Below are 18482 nucleotides of genomic sequence, written 5' to 3' on the forward strand. Positions count from 1 at the left end.
ACCATTAAATCCGTATACCCTGAATAACAGAACCCTGTTAGGACTTTCTCTGCTCACTCTGAGCGTCAGTACCGGGCAAGCTGCAATGGCCGCCGGCGAGAAAGGCGAGGGATTTATCGAAGGCAGCAGCCTGACCATTCTCAATCGAAATCTCTACTTCAACCGCGATTTCCGTAAAGGCCAGTCCAGCAGCTCGGGTAATGGCTATTCGGAAGAGTGGGCGCATGGCGTGATAGGCAGATTCGAGTCTGGTTTCACCGAGGGCACCATAGGCTTTGGTGTCGATGCCTTTGCCATGCTAGGGCTCAAGCTTGACACCGGCGACGGCCGTTCTGGAGCAGGCGGCTCAGTCGACGTGATGCCTTACAACAGCCTCGGGCAGGCTGAGGACAACTACTCCAAACTGGGGGGCGCGGTGAAAACTCGGTTCATGGATACCGAGATCAAGGTAGGCGACGTCTTTCCCGTCAGCCCGGTCGTCCAATACGGTGATGCACGGCTTTTACCGGAGAGTTTCCGAGGTGTCACCGTGGTCAACAGCAGCGTGGAAGGACTGTCGCTTCAGGGCGGTCGCCTCCACTCGATGAGCCAACCCAATGCCAGCAGCATGCGCGACGGCTTCGCTACCTTCTACGCGGGCGAAGTGGACTCGCCATGGATCGCCTATTTCGGTGGTGATTACACGCTTAATGACAACGTCGGCTTTAGTCTCTACACCAGCCGCCTCAAGGATGCCTGGAATCAATATTACGCGGGCACCACGCTGAGCTACCCGCTTGCGGACGATGTCGCCTTGATCGGCGGGCTGAACTACTACAAGGCGGTCGATGAAGGGAGGCAGCTCCTCGGGAGCTTCGATAACAACATCTGGAGCGGCAAGGTCGGCATCCAATTCGGCGCTCATACAGTGCTGGTGGGTCTCCAGCGCAACAATGGCGATGATGACTTCGACTACTTGCGCCAATCGGACTCCATCTACCTCGACAACTCCATCCAGTACAGCGACTTCAACTCGCCGAAGGAGAAGTCATGGCAAGTGCGCTATGACCTGGATATGGAGCCTTTCGGTGTGCCTGGATTGAGCTTCATGACTCGATATGCCCAGGGCTGGGATGCCGACTACAGCAACGCCAACGAAGTCTATATGCGCCGTGATGACAACGGCGATCCGTTGACCAACCAGAAGCGCTGGGAGCGGGACATCGAGGCCAAGTACGTTGTGCAGTCTGGGTCGTTGAAGGACATGTCCTTTCGCATTCGACAAGCCACGACTCGCGCCACCGACTTCGAGTCGGATTTGGATGAGTTCCGCCTGATTGTCGAGTACCCGCTGGAAGTTCTCTAACCCTGGCAAGCGAGCGGGTTGATTGCCCGCTCGCTCCTTGGTCCTGCTGTCCCCTCGTAGTGCTCCTTTGGTTTGGAGACAGCCCTTGGCGCCCTAGGGCGCCTTTTTTACTTAGGTTAAAGGACGTATGAAAATGAGTCGGCCACTACACACAAGCGGCCGTGCTGGCAGGCAGTACTACTGGGCGGGATATTCTGCAACGACCTGATCAGAACCCGTCTTGGTCAAGCCAATGACCTGGTAGGCATGCTGTACGCCATCGACTTCCATGCCGGGGGAGCCCGCCGGCATCCCGGGAACAGCGATGCCCAGCAGATCATCGCGCTTGGTGAGTTCGATGACCTGAGCCGCCGGCACATGACCTTCGACGAACTTGCCGTCAATCACCGCGGTGTGGCAAGACGCTAACCGTGGCGCGACGCCCAGTCTTTGCTTCACTGCTGTCATGTTGCTTTCAACATGGTCGACGACTTTGAAGCCATTCGCTTCGAGGTGTGAAATCCACTTCTTGCAACATCCGCAATTGGCATCACGATGGACATCAATCGTCAGGGCATCAGCTGCTTGAACCGCAGACGTGACGGAGAGAGCGGCCAGTAAGGCCAGATATTTAGCTTTCATGTACGTGCTCTTTGCCATCGGCGTGGGTGTGGGTCTTGGGCGAGGCGTTCGGAGCCTGCTCGGCGTGATGATCACCTCCGTTGGACGACGCCTCATCCCCAGCATGGTGGTCATCGCCACTCATATCCGAATGGTGACCTGCCTTAGGTGCGGAGCCACCCTCGCTATCCGTAGCCGCGGCATCGTGATGACCAGGCTCTCCAGCATCACCTGATCCATGATGGTCATCGCCACCGCCACTATTGTCATGATGGCCAGGCTTGTTGTCGCCGTGCTGTCCTTCATGGTTATGCATCTGCGTTTCCCCACCACCGTGCTGATGGCCGCCACTGGATGCGACGAGTGTTTGGTATTGCTTGGCATCCATCGTCGGCAGTTGGTTGAGGAAGGCAACCATGCCCCAGATGTACTCGTCTCCCATGCTCTTGCCCCACGCAGGCATACCCGTTGCCTTGATGCCATGCTTGATCACCCAGAACGCTGCTGACGGATTGCCATCGACACCGATCTTGGCGAGGTTGGGGGGCGCAGGATAAAGCGATTGGCTTAGCTCGGTCTCCGCCACACCTGGCGCCAAATGACAGCCGATACACATGGAGTTGTAGTTGCCCGCACCGGCGCGAATAAGAGCTTGATCATCTAGGTTGGGAACCTCGATGTCCCGCGAACGGACTTCGATAGAGCGGTCACGGGCCATCGTGAGAAACGCATGCACTGCAGGAAAATGGGGATCGTCGGCCCCCACGTTGACCACGCCAAAGTAGGCGCCGGCCAGGACAGCTGTGCTACCGACCACGCCGGCCGCCACCAAAGTTTTAATTGTTCTTTTCATGTCAGGTTCTCAAAACCACATCCGGATACCGGCGACAAAACGCGCCTCGTCTACATCACCGCCCTCGTCGCGCACCATGTCTGCCGTGTTGCCATAGGAGCGGCTCCAGGAAACCCCGATATAGGGGGCAAACTCCCTGACAATCTCGTAACGCAGACGCAAGCCGAGCTCGGTATTTGCCAACCCAGACCCCACACCTCGCTCAGGATCGTTCTTGCCGTAGAAGTTCATTTCGGCAGTTGGCTGGAGAATCAGCCGGTTGGTCAGCAGAATGTCGTACTCGCCCTCCAGTCGGGCAGCAGTTTGGCCATTCTCGCCGACGAAGGCCGTGGCTTCGGCCTCAAAGGCGTAAAGCGCCATGCCCTGGATACCGAAGGCAGCCCAAGTCTGCGGCGACTCCGGTTTAAAGTCCTGGCGAACGCCCGCGACGACATCCCACCAAGGGCCGATCGAGCGGCCGTACAGCAGCTGTAATTCAGCGTCCTCGGTAACGCCGTTGGTACGCTCGCCTTCGGAGCGGAACCAGACCCGGTTGATATCACCGCCTACCCAACCCGACGCATCCCAGGCCAGGGTGCTGCCCTCATCTGCGTCTTGGTATTCGAGCTGATCGAGCAGGAAAAAGCTGTTGATGGCGCTGTCATGCACCTTGTGGCCAGGCAGTGGCGGGAAAGCCGCTTGGCGATCAGCATCCGTCAGAACGGGAATCGGCGTACGACTGGTAGTTCTCGGGGCTTCAGCGGAGCCATGGTTCATCTTCGAATGATCCATGCCCTCCATCTGTCCCTGCATGGTGCCGTGTCCCATCTTGCTGTGGTCCATGGCTGGGGCCTTCTCTTGGCTCTGGCTGTGGCCCATCTGGCTATGGTCCATGCTGCCCGATTCGCTCTGCATGGCACCATGATCCATCTTGCTGTGATCCATGCCCTCCATCGGCGCTTTGGCGGAACCGTGGCCCATCTGGCTGTGGTCCATCGACATGGAGCCGTGCCCCATTGCCGAATGATCCATTTCTTCCGCAGCCTGGGTAACGCCGCCGCTGAGTGCACTCAGCGACACGGCCAGCGCTATGAGGGACGGGCGTGAAAACCTAGTGGTCATGGTTCGAACCTGCTTCGGCTTCGGTGCCGCCATGCTTATCCATCATCTCCTCGTGCCCCATATCGTCATGGTTCATACCCTCATGATCCATGGCGCCATGATCCATCTGATGGCCAGCGGCCTTGCCTTTCGATTGATCTGCAGGCTTGTCACTGGCGTCGGGCGCAGCCGACTCGGCAGCATGTTGTTCGTGCTCGCTGTGTCCCTCACCTGCCAATGACGTCGGCGCGTGCAGAACAGCCAAAAGACTGAACATCGCTGCGCTGCCAAACAGGGCATTACGCTTCATAAAAGTACTCATCAGAAATCTCCTTTACTCATCCACACGGACTTCACGGAACATGCCCGTTTCCATGTGGAGCAACAGGTGGCAGTGATAGGCCCAACGCCCCAACGCATCGGCGGTCACCCGATAGCTGCGCTTGGAACCTGGCGGCATGTCGATGGTGTGTTTACGCACCAGGAAATTGCCGTTCGCATCCTCCAGATCACTCCACATGCCATGAAGATGGATCGGGTGAGTCATCATGGTGTCGTTGACCAGCGTGATGCGAACACGCTCGCCGTACTTGAGGCGTAGAGGCTCGGCGTCAGAGAACTTGATTCCATCGAAGGACCAGGAGAATTTCTCCATATGCCCGGTGAGGTGCAGCTCGATGGTGCGACTTGGCTCACGCCCGTCCGGATCAGGGAAGGTGCTGCGCAGGTCAGAGTACGTCAGCACGCGCCGGCCGTTATCACGCAGGCCGATACCTGGGTCGTCCAGCTTGTGCGTCGGCGTCATGGTCTGCATGTCGACCAAAGGATTGTTGGTCTCTGAGGCCGGGTGTGCCTGCATGTTGCCAGCCATGCCAGCCATGTTTGAATGATCCATTCCGGCCATCTGGCTGTGATCCATACTAGCCATGCCACCCTGCATGCTGCCATGATCCATTCCCGCCATATTGCCCTGATCCATCCCGGCCATGTTCCCGTGATCCATACCGCCCATGCTGCCGTGATCCATACCCATGTCGCCCATGGCAATCAGCGGACGCGGGTCGGGGCTGGGTACTGGTGCACTCAACCCCTCCTGTACAGCAAGGGTGCCGCGCGCATAGCCAGTGCGATCCATGGATTGTGCAAATACGGTATACGCCTGTTCGCTGTCTGGTTCGACGATCACGTCGTAGGTCTCGGCCACGGCGATACGGAACTCGTCGACGCTGACCGGTTTGACGTGCAGACCATCGGCCGCGACTACCGTCATCTTCAGGCCCGGGATGCGCACATCGAAATAGGTCATCGCCGAGGCGTTGATGAAGCGCAGGCGGATCTTTTCGCCTGGTTTGAATATGCCGGTCCAGTTGCCATTGGGTGCCTGGCCATTCATCAGGTAGGTGTAGGTGTAGCCACTGACGTCAGCGAGATCCGTCGGGCTCATCTTCATCTCGGCCCACATCTTACGGTCGGCTACGGCGGCGGACCAACCCATCTCGCTTACGTCATCGATGAAGTCACCAACGGTGCGTTTGTGCTGGTTGTAGTAGTCCGACTGTTTCTTGAGCTTGGCCAGTACCCGCTTTGGATTTTCATCCGTCCAGTCGCTCAGCAACACGACGTAATCACGGTCGTAACTGAAGGGCTCGGGCTCCTTGGCATCGATGACCAGCGCACCGTATACGCCGACCTGCTCCTGGAGCCCAGAATGGCTGTGATACCAGTAGGTGCCGTTCTGGTTGACCTTGAACTTGTACTCATACATGCCATCAGGGGCGATGCCATGGAAGCTCAGGCCAGGAACGCCATCCATGTTCGCCGGCAGGATGATGCCGTGCCAATGGATGGAGGTGTCCTCCTTGAGGCGGTTGCGCACGCGCAATGTGACGGTATCGCCTTCGCGCCAACGAAGAATCGGCCCAGGGAGCGAGCCGTTGATGGTCATGGCCGTGCGCGCTGCGCCGGTGATGTTCACCGGGGTTTCACCGATGAATAGGTCGAATTCGTTACCAGTCAGTACGTTGGGCTGGCCGGGGCTGTTCACCGCCCAGACCGGCGTGCGCCACAGGCCAAGTCCGCCGATAATACCGGTGGCTGCCAGGCCTTTGACGAAGGTGCGCCTTGAGGTTTTGCTTTGCATGCCGTTTTGTCCAATCCGTCAAATGAGCCGGTGATGGTGTGCCCGGTCTCGGGTTCATGGCTGCTTCAATGTCGGGGATTTACCCCTCAACTTTCCACGTCGGTGCATTGCACAATGCCTTACCGACGATGAGCAGTATGAAACTGCCATATCCCAACCATCCGGGTGATTACATTTCTGTAAGGTAGATGACTTCAGCAGTTGGTGTGCTCTGCTTGCTCGGTTGGACTGCTGGCTACAGGAGCCTCAACTTTCTGCTGCTGGGCCACTCGGTAGGCCTCCAGAGACGTCTGGCGTGCCTGCTCCATGCGCGCGAAGGTTCGGTCAGCACCACCTTCAGCCATTGCCAAGCTGGAGATGCTCAGAGCAGTAACTACAAGCAGAGCTTTGATCGATTTCATTTTGGGTATTCCTCGTAAGTTAAGTGGTCCCTGCAACTGCAGAGGCCGAGCTTTAGGCTCGATGTCACGTTAACTAAGAGGGCCTGTCAGCAACCTGAGTCGAACATTACAGTTCTGTCAGGTTGCTATTTCTTTCTTGTAGCCCATCCAGAAGGCTCGGTACTGTCTTTCATGCCCTCATAAAGCCTTGCGAATTTCTTGGGAGGGCATGCACGGCAGCGATGCATAAGCTACTCAGGGTCATTCGCACCCGCGGATAAGACCACCAACAATTAAGAGAGATTGTCACTATGTCGAATAAATCAAACTGCCCGCCTTAGGGAAGGTCCACACGAACTCTTTGGTTGTGCCGGGCTCGACGAGAACCGCGTTCGGGTCGTCATGCTTGGCTTTGATGACTTCCGGATAGCCTGGAGGGTTGGAGTCTCCCGTGCCATAACGCTCATGCCAGACAATGCGCTCGGCCATGCCGGTCGGGGTCAGTGTGCCGTCCTTGAACAAGGACGCCATCTTGCGCTGGTGCTCCAGCTGGGACGCTGCCTGCCCGATGTTGAACTCGTGCATCAACGCGCCCTCGTTCTTCAGAACGAAGCGCACGGTTTCACCTGGCTTCACATCGATCGTTTTCTGGCTGTAGTTGATGTCGTCCATCTTTACCAAGATGGTACGAGTCGCTGGCGTCGCCTGGGCCTGCTGCCCAATGCCATTGCTACTGCCGCCGACCTCGGCAAATGCCGGAAAGGTGGTGCTGATGAACAGAGTGCTGATCAGCAGTTTAAGGGGTAAGCGTTTCATGGTGAGACCTCGAGATGGGTGCTGGAAATCTCATGCTATTCCCCGCTTGCTGCCAGGCCGCTGACCCCAAAACTAGGGGTCGTCTCAGAAAACGGAAAATAAAGCACGCTAAGGCATAGCCGAACCTGCCAAGCTTGCTCCACCCTGTAGTGACGCGATCAGCGGGCAGGAAACGTTCCCCCTTCGCGCATGGCAGGCGCACACCAACTCAGACAGCACGGCCTCCATGCGCGCCAGGTCAGCCATTTTCTCGCGCACGTCCTTGAGCTTGTGCTCGGCCAGACTGCTGGCTTCCTCGCAATGGGTGCCATCCTCCAGCCGCAGCAGCTCGGCGATCTCATCCAGGCTGAAGCCCAGCCGCTGGGCTGATTTCACGAAGCGCACCCGCGTTACATCCGCCTCGCCATAGCGGCGGATGCTGCCATAGGGCTTGTCAGGCTCCAGCAACAAGCCCTTGCGCTGATAGAAACGGATGGTCTCCACATTGACCCCGGCCGCCTTGGCGAAAACGCCAATGGTCAGGTTCTCCAAATTGTTTTCCATATCGCTTGACTCCGTACATGAGTACGGAAGTAAGGTTACGCTATCCAATTTCAATTCGAAAGGACAAGCGCATGTCTGAACCAAAAACCGGGCGCGGCGCGCTCTTCACTGGAGGGCTTGCCGCCATCCTCGCCTCGGCTTGCTGCCTCGGGCCGTTGGTTCTGATCGCCTTGGGGTTCAGCGGCGCTTGGATCGGCAACTTGGCGGTGTTGGAACCCTATCGCCCCATCTTTATCGGCGTGGCGCTGGTGGCGTTGTTCTTCGCCTGGCGGCGCATCTACCGGCAGGCAGCGGCCTGCAAACCGGGTGAGGTCTGCGCGATTCCCCAAGTGCGAGCTACTTACAAGCTCATTTTCTGGATCGTGGCCGCGCTGGTTCTGGTCGCGCTCGGATTTCCCTACGTCATGCCATTTTTCTACTGATCGGAGTTCACCATGAAGAAACTGTTTGCCTCCCTCGCCCTCGCCGCCGTTGTTGCCCCCGTCTGGGCCGCCACCCAGACCGTCACGCTGTCCGTACCGGGCATGACCTGCTCCGCCTGCCCGATCACTGTCAAGAAGGCGATTTCCAAGGTCGAAGGCGTCAGCAAAGTTGACGTGACTTTCGAGACACGCCAAGCGGTCGTCACCTTCGACGATGCCAAGACCAGCGTGCAGAAGCTGACCAAGGCAACCGCAGACGCGGGCTATCCGTCCAGCGTCAAGCAGTGAGTCACTGAAAACGGCACCGCAGCACAACGGACGTCATTGTCTGGCGCCACAAACGATAAAGGATCTGTTGCATGACCCATCTAAAAATCACCGGCATGACTTGCGACTCGTGCGCGGCGCACGTCAAGGAAGCGCTGGAAAAAGTGCCAGGCGTGCAGTCGGCGCTGGTGTCCTATCCGAAGGGCACAGCGCAACTCGCCATCGTGCCGGGCACATCGCCGGACGCGCTGACTGCCGCCGTGGCCGGACTGGGCTACAAGGCAACGCTAGCCGATGCGCCACTGGCGGACAACCGCGTCGGACTGCTCGACAAGGTGCGGGGATGGATGGCCGCCGCCGAAAAGCACAGTGGCAACGAGCCCCCGGTGCAGGTAGCGGTCATTGGCAGCGGTGGAGCCGCGATGGCGGCGGCGCTGAAGGCCGTCGAGCAAGGCGCGCAGGTCACGCTGATCGAGCGCGGCACCATCGGCGGCACCTGCGTCAATGTCGGCTGTGTGCCGTCCAAGATCATGATCCGCGCCGCCCACATCGCCCATCTGCGCCGGGAAAGCCCGTTCGATGGCGGTATTGCGGCAACTGTGCCTACGATTGACCGCAGTAAGCTGCTGGCCCAGCAGCAGGCCCGCGTCGACGAACTGCGGCACGCCAAGTACGAAGGCATCCTGGGCGGTAATCCGGCCATCACCGTTGTGCACGGTGAGGCGCGCTTCAAGGACGACCAGAGCCTTACCGTCCGTTTGAACGAGGGTGGCGAGCGCGTCGTGATGTTCGACCGCTGCCTGGTCGCCACGGGTGCCAGCCCGGCGGTCCCGCCGATTCCGGGCTTGAAAGAGTCACCCTACTGGACTTCCACCGAGGCCCTGGCGAGCGACACCATTCCCGAACGCCTTGCCGTAATCGGCTCGTCGGTGGTGGCGCTGGAGCTGGCGCAAGCCTTTGCCCGGCTGGGCAGCAAGGTCACGGTCCTGGCGCGCAATACCTTGTTCTTCCGTGAAGACCCGGCCATCGGCGAGGCGGTGACAGCCGCTTTCCGTGCCGAGGGCATCGAGGTGCTGGAGCACACGCAAGCCAGCCAGGTCGCCCATATGGACGGTGAATTCGTGCTGACCACCACGCACGGTGAATTGCGCGCCGACAAACTGCTGGTTGCCACCGGTCGGACACCGAACACGCGCAGCCTCGCGCTGGACGCAGCGGGGGTCACTGTCAATGCGCAAGGTGCCATCGTCATCGACCAAGGCATGCGCACGAGCAACCCGAACATCTACGCGGCCGGCGACTGCACCGACCAGCCGCAGTTCGTCTATGTGGCGGCAGCGGCCGGCACCCGTGCCGCGATCAACATGACCGGCGGCGATGCGGCGCTCGACCTGACCGCAATGCCGGCCGTGGTGTTCACCGATCCGCAAGTGGCGACCGTGGGCTACAGCGAGGCGGAAGCCCACCACGACGGGATCGAGACCGACAGCCGCACCTTGACCTTGGACAACGTGCCGCGTGCGCTCGCCAACTTCGACACACGCGGCTTCATCAAGTTGGTTATCGAGGAAGGCAGCCATCGGCTGATCGGCGTACAGGCGGTCGCGCCGGAAGCGGGTGAACTGATCCAGACGGCGGCTCTGGCCATTCGCAACCGCATGACGGTGCAGGAACTGGCCGACCAGTTGTTCCCCTACCTGACGATGGTCGAGGGGTTGAAGCTCGCGGCGCAGACCTTCAACAAGGATGTGAAGCAGCTTTCCTGCTGCGCCGGGTGAGAAAAAGGAGGTGTTCAATGAACGCCTACACGGTGTCCCGGCTGGCTCTTGATGCCGGGGTGAGCGTGCATATCGTGCGCGACTACCTGCTGCGCGGATTGCTGCGCCCGGTGGCGTGCACACCAGGCGGCTACGGCTTGTTCGATGACGCCGCCTTGCAACGGCTGTGCTTCGTGCGGGCGGCCTTCGAGGCGGGCATCGGCCTCGACGCGCTGGCGCGGCTGTGCCGGGCGCTGGATGCGGCGGACGGCGACGAAGCGGCCGCGCAGCTTGCCCTGCTGCGTCAGTTCGTCGAGCGTCGGCGCGAAGCGTTGGCCGATCTGGAAGTGCAGTTGGCCACCCTGCCGACCGAGCCGGCACAGCACGCGGAGAGTCTGCCATGAACAACCCCGAGCGCTTGCCGTCCGAGACGCACAAACCGATCACCGGCTACCTGTGGGGCGGACTGGCTGTGCTGACTTGCCCCTGCCACCTGCCCATCCTCGCTGTCGTGCTGGCCGGCACAACCGCCGGTGCTTTCCTCGGCGAGCATTGGGTCATCGCGGCGCTCGGTTTGACCGGCCTGTTCCTTCTGTCCCTGTCGCGGGCGTTGCGGGCATTCAGGGAAAGAGAATGAGCGCTTTCCGGCCGGATGGATGGACGACGCCGGAACTGGCCCAAGCGGTCGAGCGCGGGCAGCTTGAACTGCACTACCAGCCCGTCGTCGATCTGCGCAGTGGTGGGATTGTCGGCGCGGAAGCCCTGTTGCGCTGGCGTCATCCGACGCTTGGACTATTGCCATCGGGCCAGTTCTTGCCCGTGGTCGAATCGTCCGGCCTGATGCCTGAAATCGGCGCTTGGGTGCTGGGCGAAGCCTGCCGCCAGATGCGTGACTGGCGAATGCTGGCATGGCGACCGTTCCGGCTGGCCGTCAATGTTTCGGCGAGCCAAGTGGGACCGGACTTCGACGGGTGGGTAAAGGGCGTGCTGGCTGATGCCGAGTTGCCCGCCGAGTATCTCGAAATCGAGCTGACCGAATCGGTCGCGTTTGGTGATCCGGCGATCTTCCCCGCCCTGGACGCCTTGCGGCAGATCGGTGTGCGCTTCGCCGCCGATGACTTCGGGACGGGGTATTCCTGTCTGCAACATCTGAAGTGCTGCCCAATCAGCATGCTCAAGATCGACCAATCGTTTGTCGCCGGGCTCGCCAACGACCGCCGCGACCAAACCATCGTGCACACCGTGATTCAGCTTGCGCACGGGCTGGGCATGGATGTGGTGGCTGAAGGCGTGGAAACATCGGCGAGTCTTGATCTATTGCGACAAGCGGACTGCGACACAGGACAAGGCTTCCTGTTCGCGAAGCCAATGCCGGCGGCGGCATTCGCCGTCTTCGTCAGTCAATGGAGGGGTGCCACCATGAATGCAAGTGACTCGACCACCACCAGTTGCTGCGTGTGCTGCAAGGAAATCCCGCTCGATGCCGCCTTCACCCCGGAAGGCGCGGAATACGTCGAGCACTTCTGCGGGTTGGAGTGTTATCAACGCTTCGAAGCGCGTGCCAAGACAGGGAACGAAACCGATGCCGATCCGAACGCCTGCGACTCGCTACCGTCAGATTGAGGCATACCCTAACTTGGCGTCAGACCATCCGGCGCTAAATCGTCAGAATAGAGTTGCCTTCCGAATTGATTGACATGCGCCGTCAAGGGTCATAGATTTCTTCCTGACACATTTCCCTCAGGAGGATACCTTGCACGGTCAGCGCATCGGTTACGTCCGCGTCAGCAGCTTCGACCAGAACCCAGAACGGCAGCTCGAACAGATCCAGGTGGATAAAGTGTTCACCGACAAGGCGTCGGGCAAGGACACACGGCGGCCCGAACTGGAACGGCTGCTCGCCTTCGTGCGCGAAGGGGACACGGTCGTGGTGCACAGCATGGATCGTCTGGCGCGCAACCTCGACGACCTGCGCCGCCTGGTGCAGGGCCTCACCCAGCGCGGCGTACGCATCGAGTTCCTTAAGGAGCATTTGACCTTCACCGGCGAGGACTCGCCGACGGCGAACCTGATGCTGTCGGTAATGGGCGCGTTCGCCGAGTTCGAACGCGCCTTGATCCGCGAGCGGCAGCGCGAGGGCATCGCGCTCGCCAAGCAGCGCGGGGCCTACCGTGGCAGGAAGAAATCCCTGTCGTCTGAGCGTATTGCCGAACTGCGCCAACGTGTCGAGGCTGGCGAGCAAAAGACCAAGCTGGCTCGTGAATTCGGAATCAGTCGCGAAACCCTGTATCAATACTTGAGAACGGATCAGTAAATATGCCACGTCGTTCAATCCTGTCCGCCGCCGAGCGCGAAAGCCTGCTGGCGTTGCCGGACACCAAGGATGAGTTGATCCGTCACTACACGTTCAGCGAAACCGACCTCTCCATCATCCGGCAGCGGCGCGGCCCGGCCAACCGGCTGGGCTTCGCCGTGCAGCTCTGTTACCTGCGCTTTCCTGGTGTCATCCTGGGCGTCGATGAGCCGCCGTTTCCGCCCTTGTTGAAACTGGTCGCCGACCAGCTCAAGGTCAGCGTCGAAAGCTGGGACGAATACGGGCAGCGGGAGCAGACCCGGCGCGAGCACCTGGTCGAACTGCAAACGGTGTTCGGCTTCCAGCCCTTTACCATGGGCCACTACCGGCAGGCCGTCCAGTTGCTGACCGAGATGGCCTTGCAGACCGACAAGGGCATCGTGCTGGCCAGCACCTTGATCGAGCACCTGCGGCAGCAGTCGGTCATTCTGCCTGCCCTCAACGCCGTCGAGCGGGCGAGCGCCGAAGCAATCACCCGCGCCAACCGGCGCATCTACGATGCCTTGGCCGAACCGCTGTCGGACGCGCATCGCCGCCGCCTCGACGATCTGCTCAAGCGTCGGGACAACGGCAAAACGACCTGGCTGGCCTGGCTGCGCCAATCGCCCGTCAAACCGAATTCGCGGCACATGCTGGAACACATCGAACGCCTCAAAGCGTGGCAGGCGCTCGACCTGCCTTCTGGCATCGAGCGGTCGGTGCACCAGAACCGCCTGCTCAAGATCGCCCGTGAGGGTGGCCAGATGACGCCCGCCGACCTGGCCAAGTTCGAGGCGCAGCGACGCTATGCCACCCTGGTGGCGCTTGCCATCGAGGGCATGGCCACCGTCACCGACGAAATCATCGACCTGCACGACCGCATCCTGGGCAAGCTGTTCAACGCCGCCAAGAACAAGCATCAGCAGCAATTCCAGGCGTCCGGCAAGGCGATCAACGCCAAGGTGCGGCTGTTCGGCCGCATCGGCCAGGCGCTGATCGAGGCCAAGCAGGCGGGCCGCGATCCGTTCGCCGCCATCGAGGCCGTCATGTCCTGGGATGCCTTCGCCGAGAGCGTCACCGAAGCGCAGAAGCTTGCGCAGCCCGAGGACTTCGATTTCCTGCACCGCATCGGCGAAAGCTACGCCACGCTGCGCCGCTACGCGCCGGAATTCCTTGCCGTGCTCAAGCTGCGGGCCGCTCCCGCCGCGAAGGACGTGCTCGACGCCATCGAGGTGCTGCGCGGCATGAACAGCGACAACGCCCGCAAGGTGCCCGCCGACGCGCCGACCGAGTTCATCAAGCCGCGCTGGCAGAAGCTGGTCATGACCGACACCGGCATCGACCGGCGCTACTACGAACTGTGCGCGCTGTCGGAGATGAAGAACGCGTTGCGTTCCGGCGACATCTGGGTGCAGGGGTCGCGCCAGTTCAAGGACTTCGAGGACTACCTGGTGCCGCCCGCGAAATTCGCCAGCCTCAAGCAGGCCAGCGAATTGCCGCTGGCCGTGGCCACCGACTGCAACCGGTACCTGAACGACCGGCTGACGCTGCTGGAAACACAGCTTGCCACCGTCAACCGTATGGCGACGGCCAACGAGCTGCCGGACGCCATCATCACCGAGTCAGGCTTGAAGATCACGCCGCTCGACGCGGCGGTACCCGACACCGCCCAAGCGCTGATCGACCAGACGGCAATGATCCTGCCGCACGTCAAGATCACCGAACTGCTGCTGGAGGTGGACGAATGGACGGGCTTCACTCGGCATTTCGCGCATCTGAAATCGGGCGACCCGGCCAAAGACAAGAACCTGTTGCTGACCACGATCCTCGCCGACGCGATCAACCTGGGCCTGACCAAGATGGCGGAGTCTTGCCCCGGCACGACCTACGCCAAGCTGGCTTGGCTGCAAGCCTGGCACATCCGCGACGAAACCTACGGGGCGGCGCTGGCCGATCTGGTCAACGCACAGTTCCGCCATCCCTTCGCCGAGCACTGGGGCGACGGCACCACCTCATCGTCGGACGGCCAGAACTTCCGCACCGGCAGCAAGGCCGAGAGCACCGGCCACATCAACCCGAAATACGGGAGCAGCCCAGGGCGGACGTTCTACACCCACATTTCTGACCAGTACGCGCCATTTCACACCAAGGTCGTGAACGTCGGCGTGCGCGATTCGACCTACGTGCTCGACGGCCTGCTGTACCACGAGTCCGACTTGCGGATCGAGGAGCATTACACCGACACGGCGGGCTTCACCGATCACGTCTTCGCCCTGATGCACCTCCTGGGCTTCCGCTTCGCGCCGCGCATCCGCGACCTGGGAGACACCAAGCTCTACATCCCGAAGGGCGACGCCGCCTATGACGCGCTGAAACCCATGATCGGCGGCACGCTCAACATCAAGCACGTCCGCGCCCATTGGGACGAAATCCTGCGGCTGGCCACCTCGATCAAGCAGGGCACGGTGACGGCCTCCCTGATGCTCCGAAAGCTCGGCAGCTACCCACGCCAGAACGGCCTGGCCGTGGCGCTCCGCGAGCTAGGCCGCATCGAGCGCACGCTGTTCATCCTGGACTGGCTGCAAAGCGTGGAACTGCGCCGCCGCGTGCATGCCGGCCTGAACAAGGGCGAGGCGCGCAATGCGCTGGCCAGGGCAGTGTTTTTCAACCGCCTGGGTGAAATCCGCGACCGCAGTTTCGAGCAGCAGCGCTACCGGGCTAGCGGCCTCAATCTGGTAACGGCTGCCGTCGTGTTGTGGAACACGGTCTATCTGGAACGGGCTGCGCACGCGCTGCGTGGCAACGGCCATGCCGTTGATGACGCGCTGTTGCAGTACCTGTCGCCGCTCGGTTGGGAGCACATCAACCTCACCGGCGATTACCTCTGGCGCAGCAGCGCCAAGATCGGCGCGGGCAAGTTCAGGCCGCTACGACCGCTGTAACCGGCTTAGCGTGCTTTATTTTCCGTTTTCTGAGGCGACCCCAACTACAATTGCGTCAGCTGGGAAAAAGCACGGCGCCATAAAGGCGCCGCTAGGCCAAAGGAGCAATCACGGAAGGCCTGGAAGATGGGGGAAATCTTTACTGATGGCATTCCTTGTCGGCCATCATCAGCTTGTGCTCTCGAATCATTTGACCCAGCACGTCGTCTACCAGCTTGTCATGCTTTTCCATCCAGGCCAGATGCTCTTCGGCAGACATGTTTGGCGCGGGATGTTCGTTTTGCAGCTGGCTCATGATGTCTTCGAGCATGTTCATATGCTCCTTCATGTGCACATGCCGCTCGCCGACCGGGGCCTTCTCCGCCTGGATCAGCACGGCTGCTGCTTTGTCGCGCATCTGCTGGATGCGCTAGAATACACGGTCGCTGCCCCCTTCGGCCCAAGCCATGGAAGACAGCAGTAGCGAACCAACCAGAAGCAAAGGTTTCAGCGATTTCATGGGCAGTCTCCATCAGTGCAAACTATGGCCGGCACCTCTGCTTTTGGTCTGTCGAGGGCCGAGAGCACAACCTAGTACTCATGCTTGCACCCTAGACAAGCCACCCTGTCAGTGAGCTGAAGTCAGAATTACATTTTCGTAAGCTTCTGGTTGGGGCCGCGGTTTGCCTGCAAACTCAGGCCACCCGACTTTTGGAGTATGCACACATGAAACTACTGGTAGCTGAAGACGAACCCAAAACCGGTACGTACCTCCAGCAAGGTCTCACCGAGGCTGGGTTCAATGTCGACCGGGTTATGACCGGTACAGATGCCCTTCAGCATGCACTTAGCGAAGCCTATGACCTGCTAATTCTGGATGTAATGATGCCTGGGCTGGACGGTTGGGAAGTGCTGCGCATGTTGCGCGCAGCAGGAAAAGACGTCCCCGTAATGTTCTTGACGGCACGCGATGGTGTGGAAGACCGCGTTAAAGGGTTGGAGCTGGGTGCGGACGACTACCTGATCAAGCCATTTGCTTTCTCAGAGCTTCTGGCCAGGGTCAGAACGCTGTTGCGCAGAGGTAATGGTTCGCCGACGCAGACCACCATGAAAATTGCCGATCTGGAAGTCGATCTGATGAAGCGACGTGCTGTCCGGGGCGGGAAAAGAATTGACCTGACGGCGAAGGAATTTTCACTACTGGAGTTACTGCTGCGCCGACGCGGTGAAGTGCTCCCGAAGTCGCTGATTGCCTCTCAGGTTTGGGACATGAACTTCGACAGCGACACCAATGTCATTGAGGTCGCGGTACGCCGGCTACGCGCAAAAATCGATGACGATTTCGATCTCAAGCTGATTCATACCGCCCGCGGCATGGGGTACATGATGGATGCTCCGGAGTGAATATGAAGCACCTTTCGCTGACCGCGCGCATGAGCTTGATGTTCATGTCCGCGGTAATTGCAGTCCTGACGGTAGCAGGGCTGAGTTTCAATATGCTCAGTCAGCACCATTTCAAGATGCAGGATCGGCAGGCCCTGGTGGAGAAACTCGAATCTACCAAACATCTCCTCAACAATGCCCGCGGTGAAGCGAGCCTTTCGGAAGAATTACCGCAGTTGCGGGCCTTGCTGGGAGCCCATCAGGACCTGGCGGCCACCATCCTGGCTAGCGACGACACAGTGTTATTTTCCGACCCCAGAGCAGTCGAGGTGCCTGAGCGCTTCAGGCGCGCAAATGAGCAGAACATGTGGGAGTGGCAGAACGGCCAGCACATGTACCGCGGTATGACGGCCCAAATCTCGGTAGCCGATCAACCTGAGCCTCTCACAGCCCTGCTGATTCTCGACGTAACCAATCACACACACTTCTTCGACACGCTGCAGCGATGGTTCTGGATTGGACTGATCATCAGTGCCTTGGTCAGTGCCGCGCTCGGCTGGGTGGTAGCTCGCAGTGGCCTCAAGCCTCTGCGGCAAGTCACTCGCGTGGCCTCCGGGATGTCCGCCCGATCATTGCAGGAGCGAATTCCTCTCGAACCAGTACCGCAAGAACTTCAGCAGTTAGTTCTGTCCTTCAACGCGATGCTGGCTCGACTTGAAGAGGCCTTCATTAGACTCTCCAACTTCTCGGCGGACATCGCACACGAACTACGAACGCCCGTCAGCAACCTCATGACCCATACTGAGGTAGTCTTGAGCCATAAGCGCGACATCACCGCATACGAGGAGAACCTCTACTCCAACTTGGAAGAATTGAAGCGCATGTCTCGAATGATTGATGACATGCTGTTCTTGGCCAAGGCTGATAATGGCTTAATCATCCCAGAGCAGGCCAGGATCGAACTGGCTGACGTAGTCTACAAGCTGTTTGACTACTACCACCTCCTAGCCGAAGAGCGTGGCATTGAGCTATCGCTCACAGGCACAGGCCAAGCGCAGGGGGATCGGCTGATGCTTGATCGCGCGCTATCCAATTTGCTATCTAATGCGCTGCGCTACACGCCGGCGGGAAAGACAATTTCGGTTCTGATCCGCCAGGCAGCGGACTCAACCACATTCAGCATCGAGAACCCAGGGGACACAATCAGCTCAGAGCATTTAGAGAAGCTCTTCGACCGATTTTACCGGGTCGACCCCGCTCGGCGGGAGGGAAGCCCGAGCAACGCCGGGCTCGGACTTGCCATCACCCGGTCCATCATTGAGGCTCACAAAGGCCGCATCTGGTGCACCTCAGCCGCTGGCCTCACGGGCTTTCACATCGAATTGCCCCATTCCAGATGATGCCGGTCTGGCGGTAAGTAGGCTACAGCTAACCGCTAGCCCAACTTAAAAGGGTGGGTGCAACTCGACTGAGCGCAGATTGCACTCGCCATCCAGATAGGCAACGAGCGGTGAGATGACACCAGAGCACCCCATTCGCTCTCGGGTAGTAGTTTATGAAGTTTGGAAACGGCATCCCCCACGCTTGCTTCGCCAACCCAATCCAATGCTCGAATGGCGTCTTGAACCGCCCCGGGTTTCGCG

Annotated in this window: 19 protein-coding genes and 1 pseudogene; 11 read left to right on the forward strand and 9 right to left on the reverse strand. The window is 59.9% G+C overall.

Annotated elements, in window-relative coordinates; genetic code table 11:
* Positions 1-19 precede the first annotated feature (19 nt).
* Positions 20-1345 carry an OprD family porin gene (locus tag CNQ84_RS19445; RefSeq protein ID WP_096006435.1) on the forward strand — a complete coding sequence of 442 codons (1326 nt, stop codon included), beginning with the start codon at positions 20-22 and terminating at the stop codon, positions 1343-1345.
* Between the two features lie 177 nt (positions 1346-1522).
* Here the strand turns inward: CNQ84_RS19445 and CNQ84_RS19450 are convergent, their stop codons facing one another.
* From CNQ84_RS19450 to CNQ84_RS19485, 8 genes are all read right to left on the reverse strand, one after another.
* The gene (locus CNQ84_RS19450) at positions 1523-1966 is read right to left on the reverse strand and encodes a DUF411 domain-containing protein (protein WP_003246746.1); all 444 of its coding nucleotides are present in this window, start codon (positions 1964-1966) and stop codon (positions 1523-1525) included.
* Positions 1956-2798 carry a c-type cytochrome gene (locus CNQ84_RS19455; RefSeq protein ID WP_003139525.1) on the reverse strand — a complete coding sequence of 281 codons (843 nt, stop codon included), beginning with the start codon at positions 2796-2798 and terminating at the stop codon, positions 1956-1958. Before CNQ84_RS19455 ends, CNQ84_RS19450 begins: the two co-directional genes overlap by 11 nt.
* 9 nt (positions 2799-2807) lie before the next feature.
* Positions 2808-3899: a copper resistance protein B gene (locus CNQ84_RS19460; RefSeq protein ID WP_088278002.1), complete on the reverse strand. Its 1092-nt coding sequence runs from the start codon at positions 3897-3899 to the stop codon at positions 2808-2810.
* Positions 3889-4200, reverse strand: a complete 312-nt coding sequence (locus tag CNQ84_RS19465; RefSeq protein ID WP_088278004.1) for a hypothetical protein — start codon at positions 4198-4200, stop codon at positions 3889-3891. The genes CNQ84_RS19460 and CNQ84_RS19465 overlap by 11 nt, the downstream gene beginning before the upstream one ends.
* A 12-nt stretch (positions 4201-4212) precedes the next feature.
* Positions 4213-6018, reverse strand: a complete 1806-nt coding sequence (locus CNQ84_RS19470; RefSeq protein ID WP_096006436.1) for a copper resistance system multicopper oxidase — start codon at positions 6016-6018, stop codon at positions 4213-4215.
* A 194-nt stretch (positions 6019-6212) separates the two neighbouring features.
* Positions 6213-6419: a co-regulatory protein PtrA N-terminal domain-containing protein gene (locus CNQ84_RS19475; protein WP_003139535.1), complete on the reverse strand. Its 207-nt coding sequence runs from the start codon at positions 6417-6419 to the stop codon at positions 6213-6215.
* A gap of 288 nt (positions 6420-6707) precedes the next feature.
* On the reverse strand, positions 6708-7214 hold the full coding sequence (locus CNQ84_RS19480; protein WP_096006437.1) for a cupredoxin domain-containing protein: 507 nt from the start codon (positions 7212-7214) through the stop codon (positions 6708-6710).
* Between the two features lie 108 nt (positions 7215-7322).
* A complete protein-coding gene (locus tag CNQ84_RS19485; RefSeq protein ID WP_003131969.1) occupies positions 7323-7757 on the reverse strand; it encodes a mercury resistance transcriptional regulator MerR in 435 nt (144 codons plus the stop codon).
* A gap of 71 nt (positions 7758-7828) precedes the next feature.
* On the opposite strand from CNQ84_RS19485, the gene merT reads away from it, so the two are divergent.
* The 8 genes from merT to CNQ84_RS19525 all read left to right on the forward strand — a co-directional run bounded on the left by merT (position 7829) and on the right by CNQ84_RS19525 (position 15477).
* Positions 7829-8179 carry a mercuric ion transporter MerT gene (gene merT / locus CNQ84_RS19490; RefSeq protein WP_003131974.1) on the forward strand — a complete coding sequence of 117 codons (351 nt, stop codon included), beginning with the start codon at positions 7829-7831 and terminating at the stop codon, positions 8177-8179.
* A gap of 12 nt (positions 8180-8191) precedes the next feature.
* The gene (gene merP, locus CNQ84_RS19495) at positions 8192-8467 is read left to right on the forward strand and encodes a mercury resistance system periplasmic binding protein MerP (RefSeq protein WP_003131987.1); all 276 of its coding nucleotides are present in this window, start codon (positions 8192-8194) and stop codon (positions 8465-8467) included.
* A 71-nt stretch (positions 8468-8538) separates the two neighbouring features.
* Positions 8539-10224 (forward strand): mercury(II) reductase, encoded by a 1686-nt coding sequence (gene merA / locus CNQ84_RS19500; RefSeq protein WP_003156770.1) that lies wholly within the window; start codon positions 8539-8541, stop codon positions 10222-10224.
* A gap of 17 nt (positions 10225-10241) precedes the next feature.
* Positions 10242-10607 carry a mercury resistance co-regulator MerD gene (gene merD / locus CNQ84_RS19505; RefSeq protein WP_000995360.1) on the forward strand — a complete coding sequence of 122 codons (366 nt, stop codon included), beginning with the start codon at positions 10242-10244 and terminating at the stop codon, positions 10605-10607.
* Entirely contained in the window at positions 10604-10840 is a 237-nt protein-coding gene (gene merE / locus CNQ84_RS19510) for a broad-spectrum mercury transporter MerE (RefSeq protein WP_003132004.1), read from the forward strand. The genes merD and merE overlap by 4 nt, the downstream gene beginning before the upstream one ends.
* Positions 10837-11826: a DUF3330 domain-containing protein gene (locus CNQ84_RS19515; RefSeq protein WP_096006438.1), complete on the forward strand. Its 990-nt coding sequence runs from the start codon at positions 10837-10839 to the stop codon at positions 11824-11826. Before merE ends, CNQ84_RS19515 begins: the two co-directional genes overlap by 4 nt.
* Positions 11827-11956: 130 nt before the next feature.
* The gene (locus CNQ84_RS19520) at positions 11957-12517 is read left to right on the forward strand and encodes a recombinase family protein (RefSeq protein WP_096006439.1); all 561 of its coding nucleotides are present in this window, start codon (positions 11957-11959) and stop codon (positions 12515-12517) included.
* 2 nt (positions 12518-12519) lie between these two features.
* Positions 12520-15477 (forward strand): Tn3 family transposase, encoded by a 2958-nt coding sequence (locus CNQ84_RS19525; RefSeq protein WP_096006440.1) that lies wholly within the window; start codon positions 12520-12522, stop codon positions 15475-15477.
* Positions 15478-15616: 139 nt separating this feature from the next.
* Here the strand turns inward: CNQ84_RS19525 and CNQ84_RS19530 are convergent.
* Positions 15617-15976: pseudogene (locus CNQ84_RS19530) on the reverse strand (co-regulatory protein PtrA N-terminal domain-containing protein).
* A gap of 206 nt (positions 15977-16182) precedes the next feature.
* On the opposite strand from CNQ84_RS19530, the gene CNQ84_RS19535 reads away from it, so the two are divergent.
* Both CNQ84_RS19535 and CNQ84_RS19540 read left to right on the forward strand, forming a co-directional pair.
* Positions 16183-16860 carry a heavy metal response regulator transcription factor gene (locus CNQ84_RS19535; RefSeq protein WP_096006441.1) on the forward strand — a complete coding sequence of 226 codons (678 nt, stop codon included), beginning with the start codon at positions 16183-16185 and terminating at the stop codon, positions 16858-16860.
* A 2-nt stretch (positions 16861-16862) separates the two neighbouring features.
* Positions 16863-18239, forward strand: coding sequence for a heavy metal sensor histidine kinase (locus CNQ84_RS19540; protein ID WP_174704274.1), 1377 nt, complete (start codon positions 16863-16865; stop codon positions 18237-18239).
* Positions 18240-18482: the final 243 nt, after the last annotated feature.

This window comes from Pseudomonas abyssi, from assembly GCF_002307495.1.
Taxonomy (GTDB): domain Bacteria; phylum Pseudomonadota; class Gammaproteobacteria; order Pseudomonadales; family Pseudomonadaceae; genus Halopseudomonas; species Halopseudomonas abyssi.

Excerpts from the sequence above, each read along its gene's own strand:
- CNQ84_RS19450 (WP_003246746.1), bottom strand. The coding sequence starts at position 1,966 with ATGAAAGCTAAATATCTGGCCTTACTGGCCGCTCTCTCCGTCACGTCT.
- CNQ84_RS19455 (WP_003139525.1), bottom strand. The coding sequence starts at position 2,798 with ATGAAAAGAACAATTAAAACTTTGGTGGCGGCCGGCGTGGTCGGTAGC.
- CNQ84_RS19460 (WP_088278002.1), bottom strand. The coding sequence starts at position 3,899 with ATGACCACTAGGTTTTCACGCCCGTCCCTCATAGCGCTGGCCGTGTCG.
- CNQ84_RS19465 (WP_088278004.1), bottom strand. The coding sequence starts at position 4,200 with ATGAGTACTTTTATGAAGCGTAATGCCCTGTTTGGCAGCGCAGCGATG.
- CNQ84_RS19470 (WP_096006436.1), bottom strand. The coding sequence starts at position 6,018 with ATGCAAAGCAAAACCTCAAGGCGCACCTTCGTCAAAGGCCTGGCAGCC.
- CNQ84_RS19475 (WP_003139535.1), bottom strand. The coding sequence starts at position 6,419 with ATGAAATCGATCAAAGCTCTGCTTGTAGTTACTGCTCTGAGCATCTCC.
- CNQ84_RS19480 (WP_096006437.1), bottom strand. The coding sequence starts at position 7,214 with ATGAAACGCTTACCCCTTAAACTGCTGATCAGCACTCTGTTCATCAGC.
- CNQ84_RS19485 (WP_003131969.1), bottom strand. The coding sequence starts at position 7,757 with ATGGAAAACAATTTGGAGAACCTGACCATTGGCGTTTTCGCCAAGGCG.
- merT (WP_003131974.1), top strand. The coding sequence starts at position 7,829 with ATGTCTGAACCAAAAACCGGGCGCGGCGCGCTCTTCACTGGAGGGCTT.
- merP (WP_003131987.1), top strand. The coding sequence starts at position 8,192 with ATGAAGAAACTGTTTGCCTCCCTCGCCCTCGCCGCCGTTGTTGCCCCC.
- merA (WP_003156770.1), top strand. The coding sequence starts at position 8,539 with ATGACCCATCTAAAAATCACCGGCATGACTTGCGACTCGTGCGCGGCG.
- merD (WP_000995360.1), top strand. The coding sequence starts at position 10,242 with ATGAACGCCTACACGGTGTCCCGGCTGGCTCTTGATGCCGGGGTGAGC.
- merE (WP_003132004.1), top strand. The coding sequence starts at position 10,604 with ATGAACAACCCCGAGCGCTTGCCGTCCGAGACGCACAAACCGATCACC.
- CNQ84_RS19515 (WP_096006438.1), top strand. The coding sequence starts at position 10,837 with ATGAGCGCTTTCCGGCCGGATGGATGGACGACGCCGGAACTGGCCCAA.
- CNQ84_RS19525 (WP_096006440.1), top strand. The coding sequence starts at position 12,520 with ATGCCACGTCGTTCAATCCTGTCCGCCGCCGAGCGCGAAAGCCTGCTG.
- CNQ84_RS19535 (WP_096006441.1), top strand. The coding sequence starts at position 16,183 with ATGAAACTACTGGTAGCTGAAGACGAACCCAAAACCGGTACGTACCTC.
- CNQ84_RS19540 (WP_174704274.1), top strand. The coding sequence starts at position 16,863 with ATGAAGCACCTTTCGCTGACCGCGCGCATGAGCTTGATGTTCATGTCC.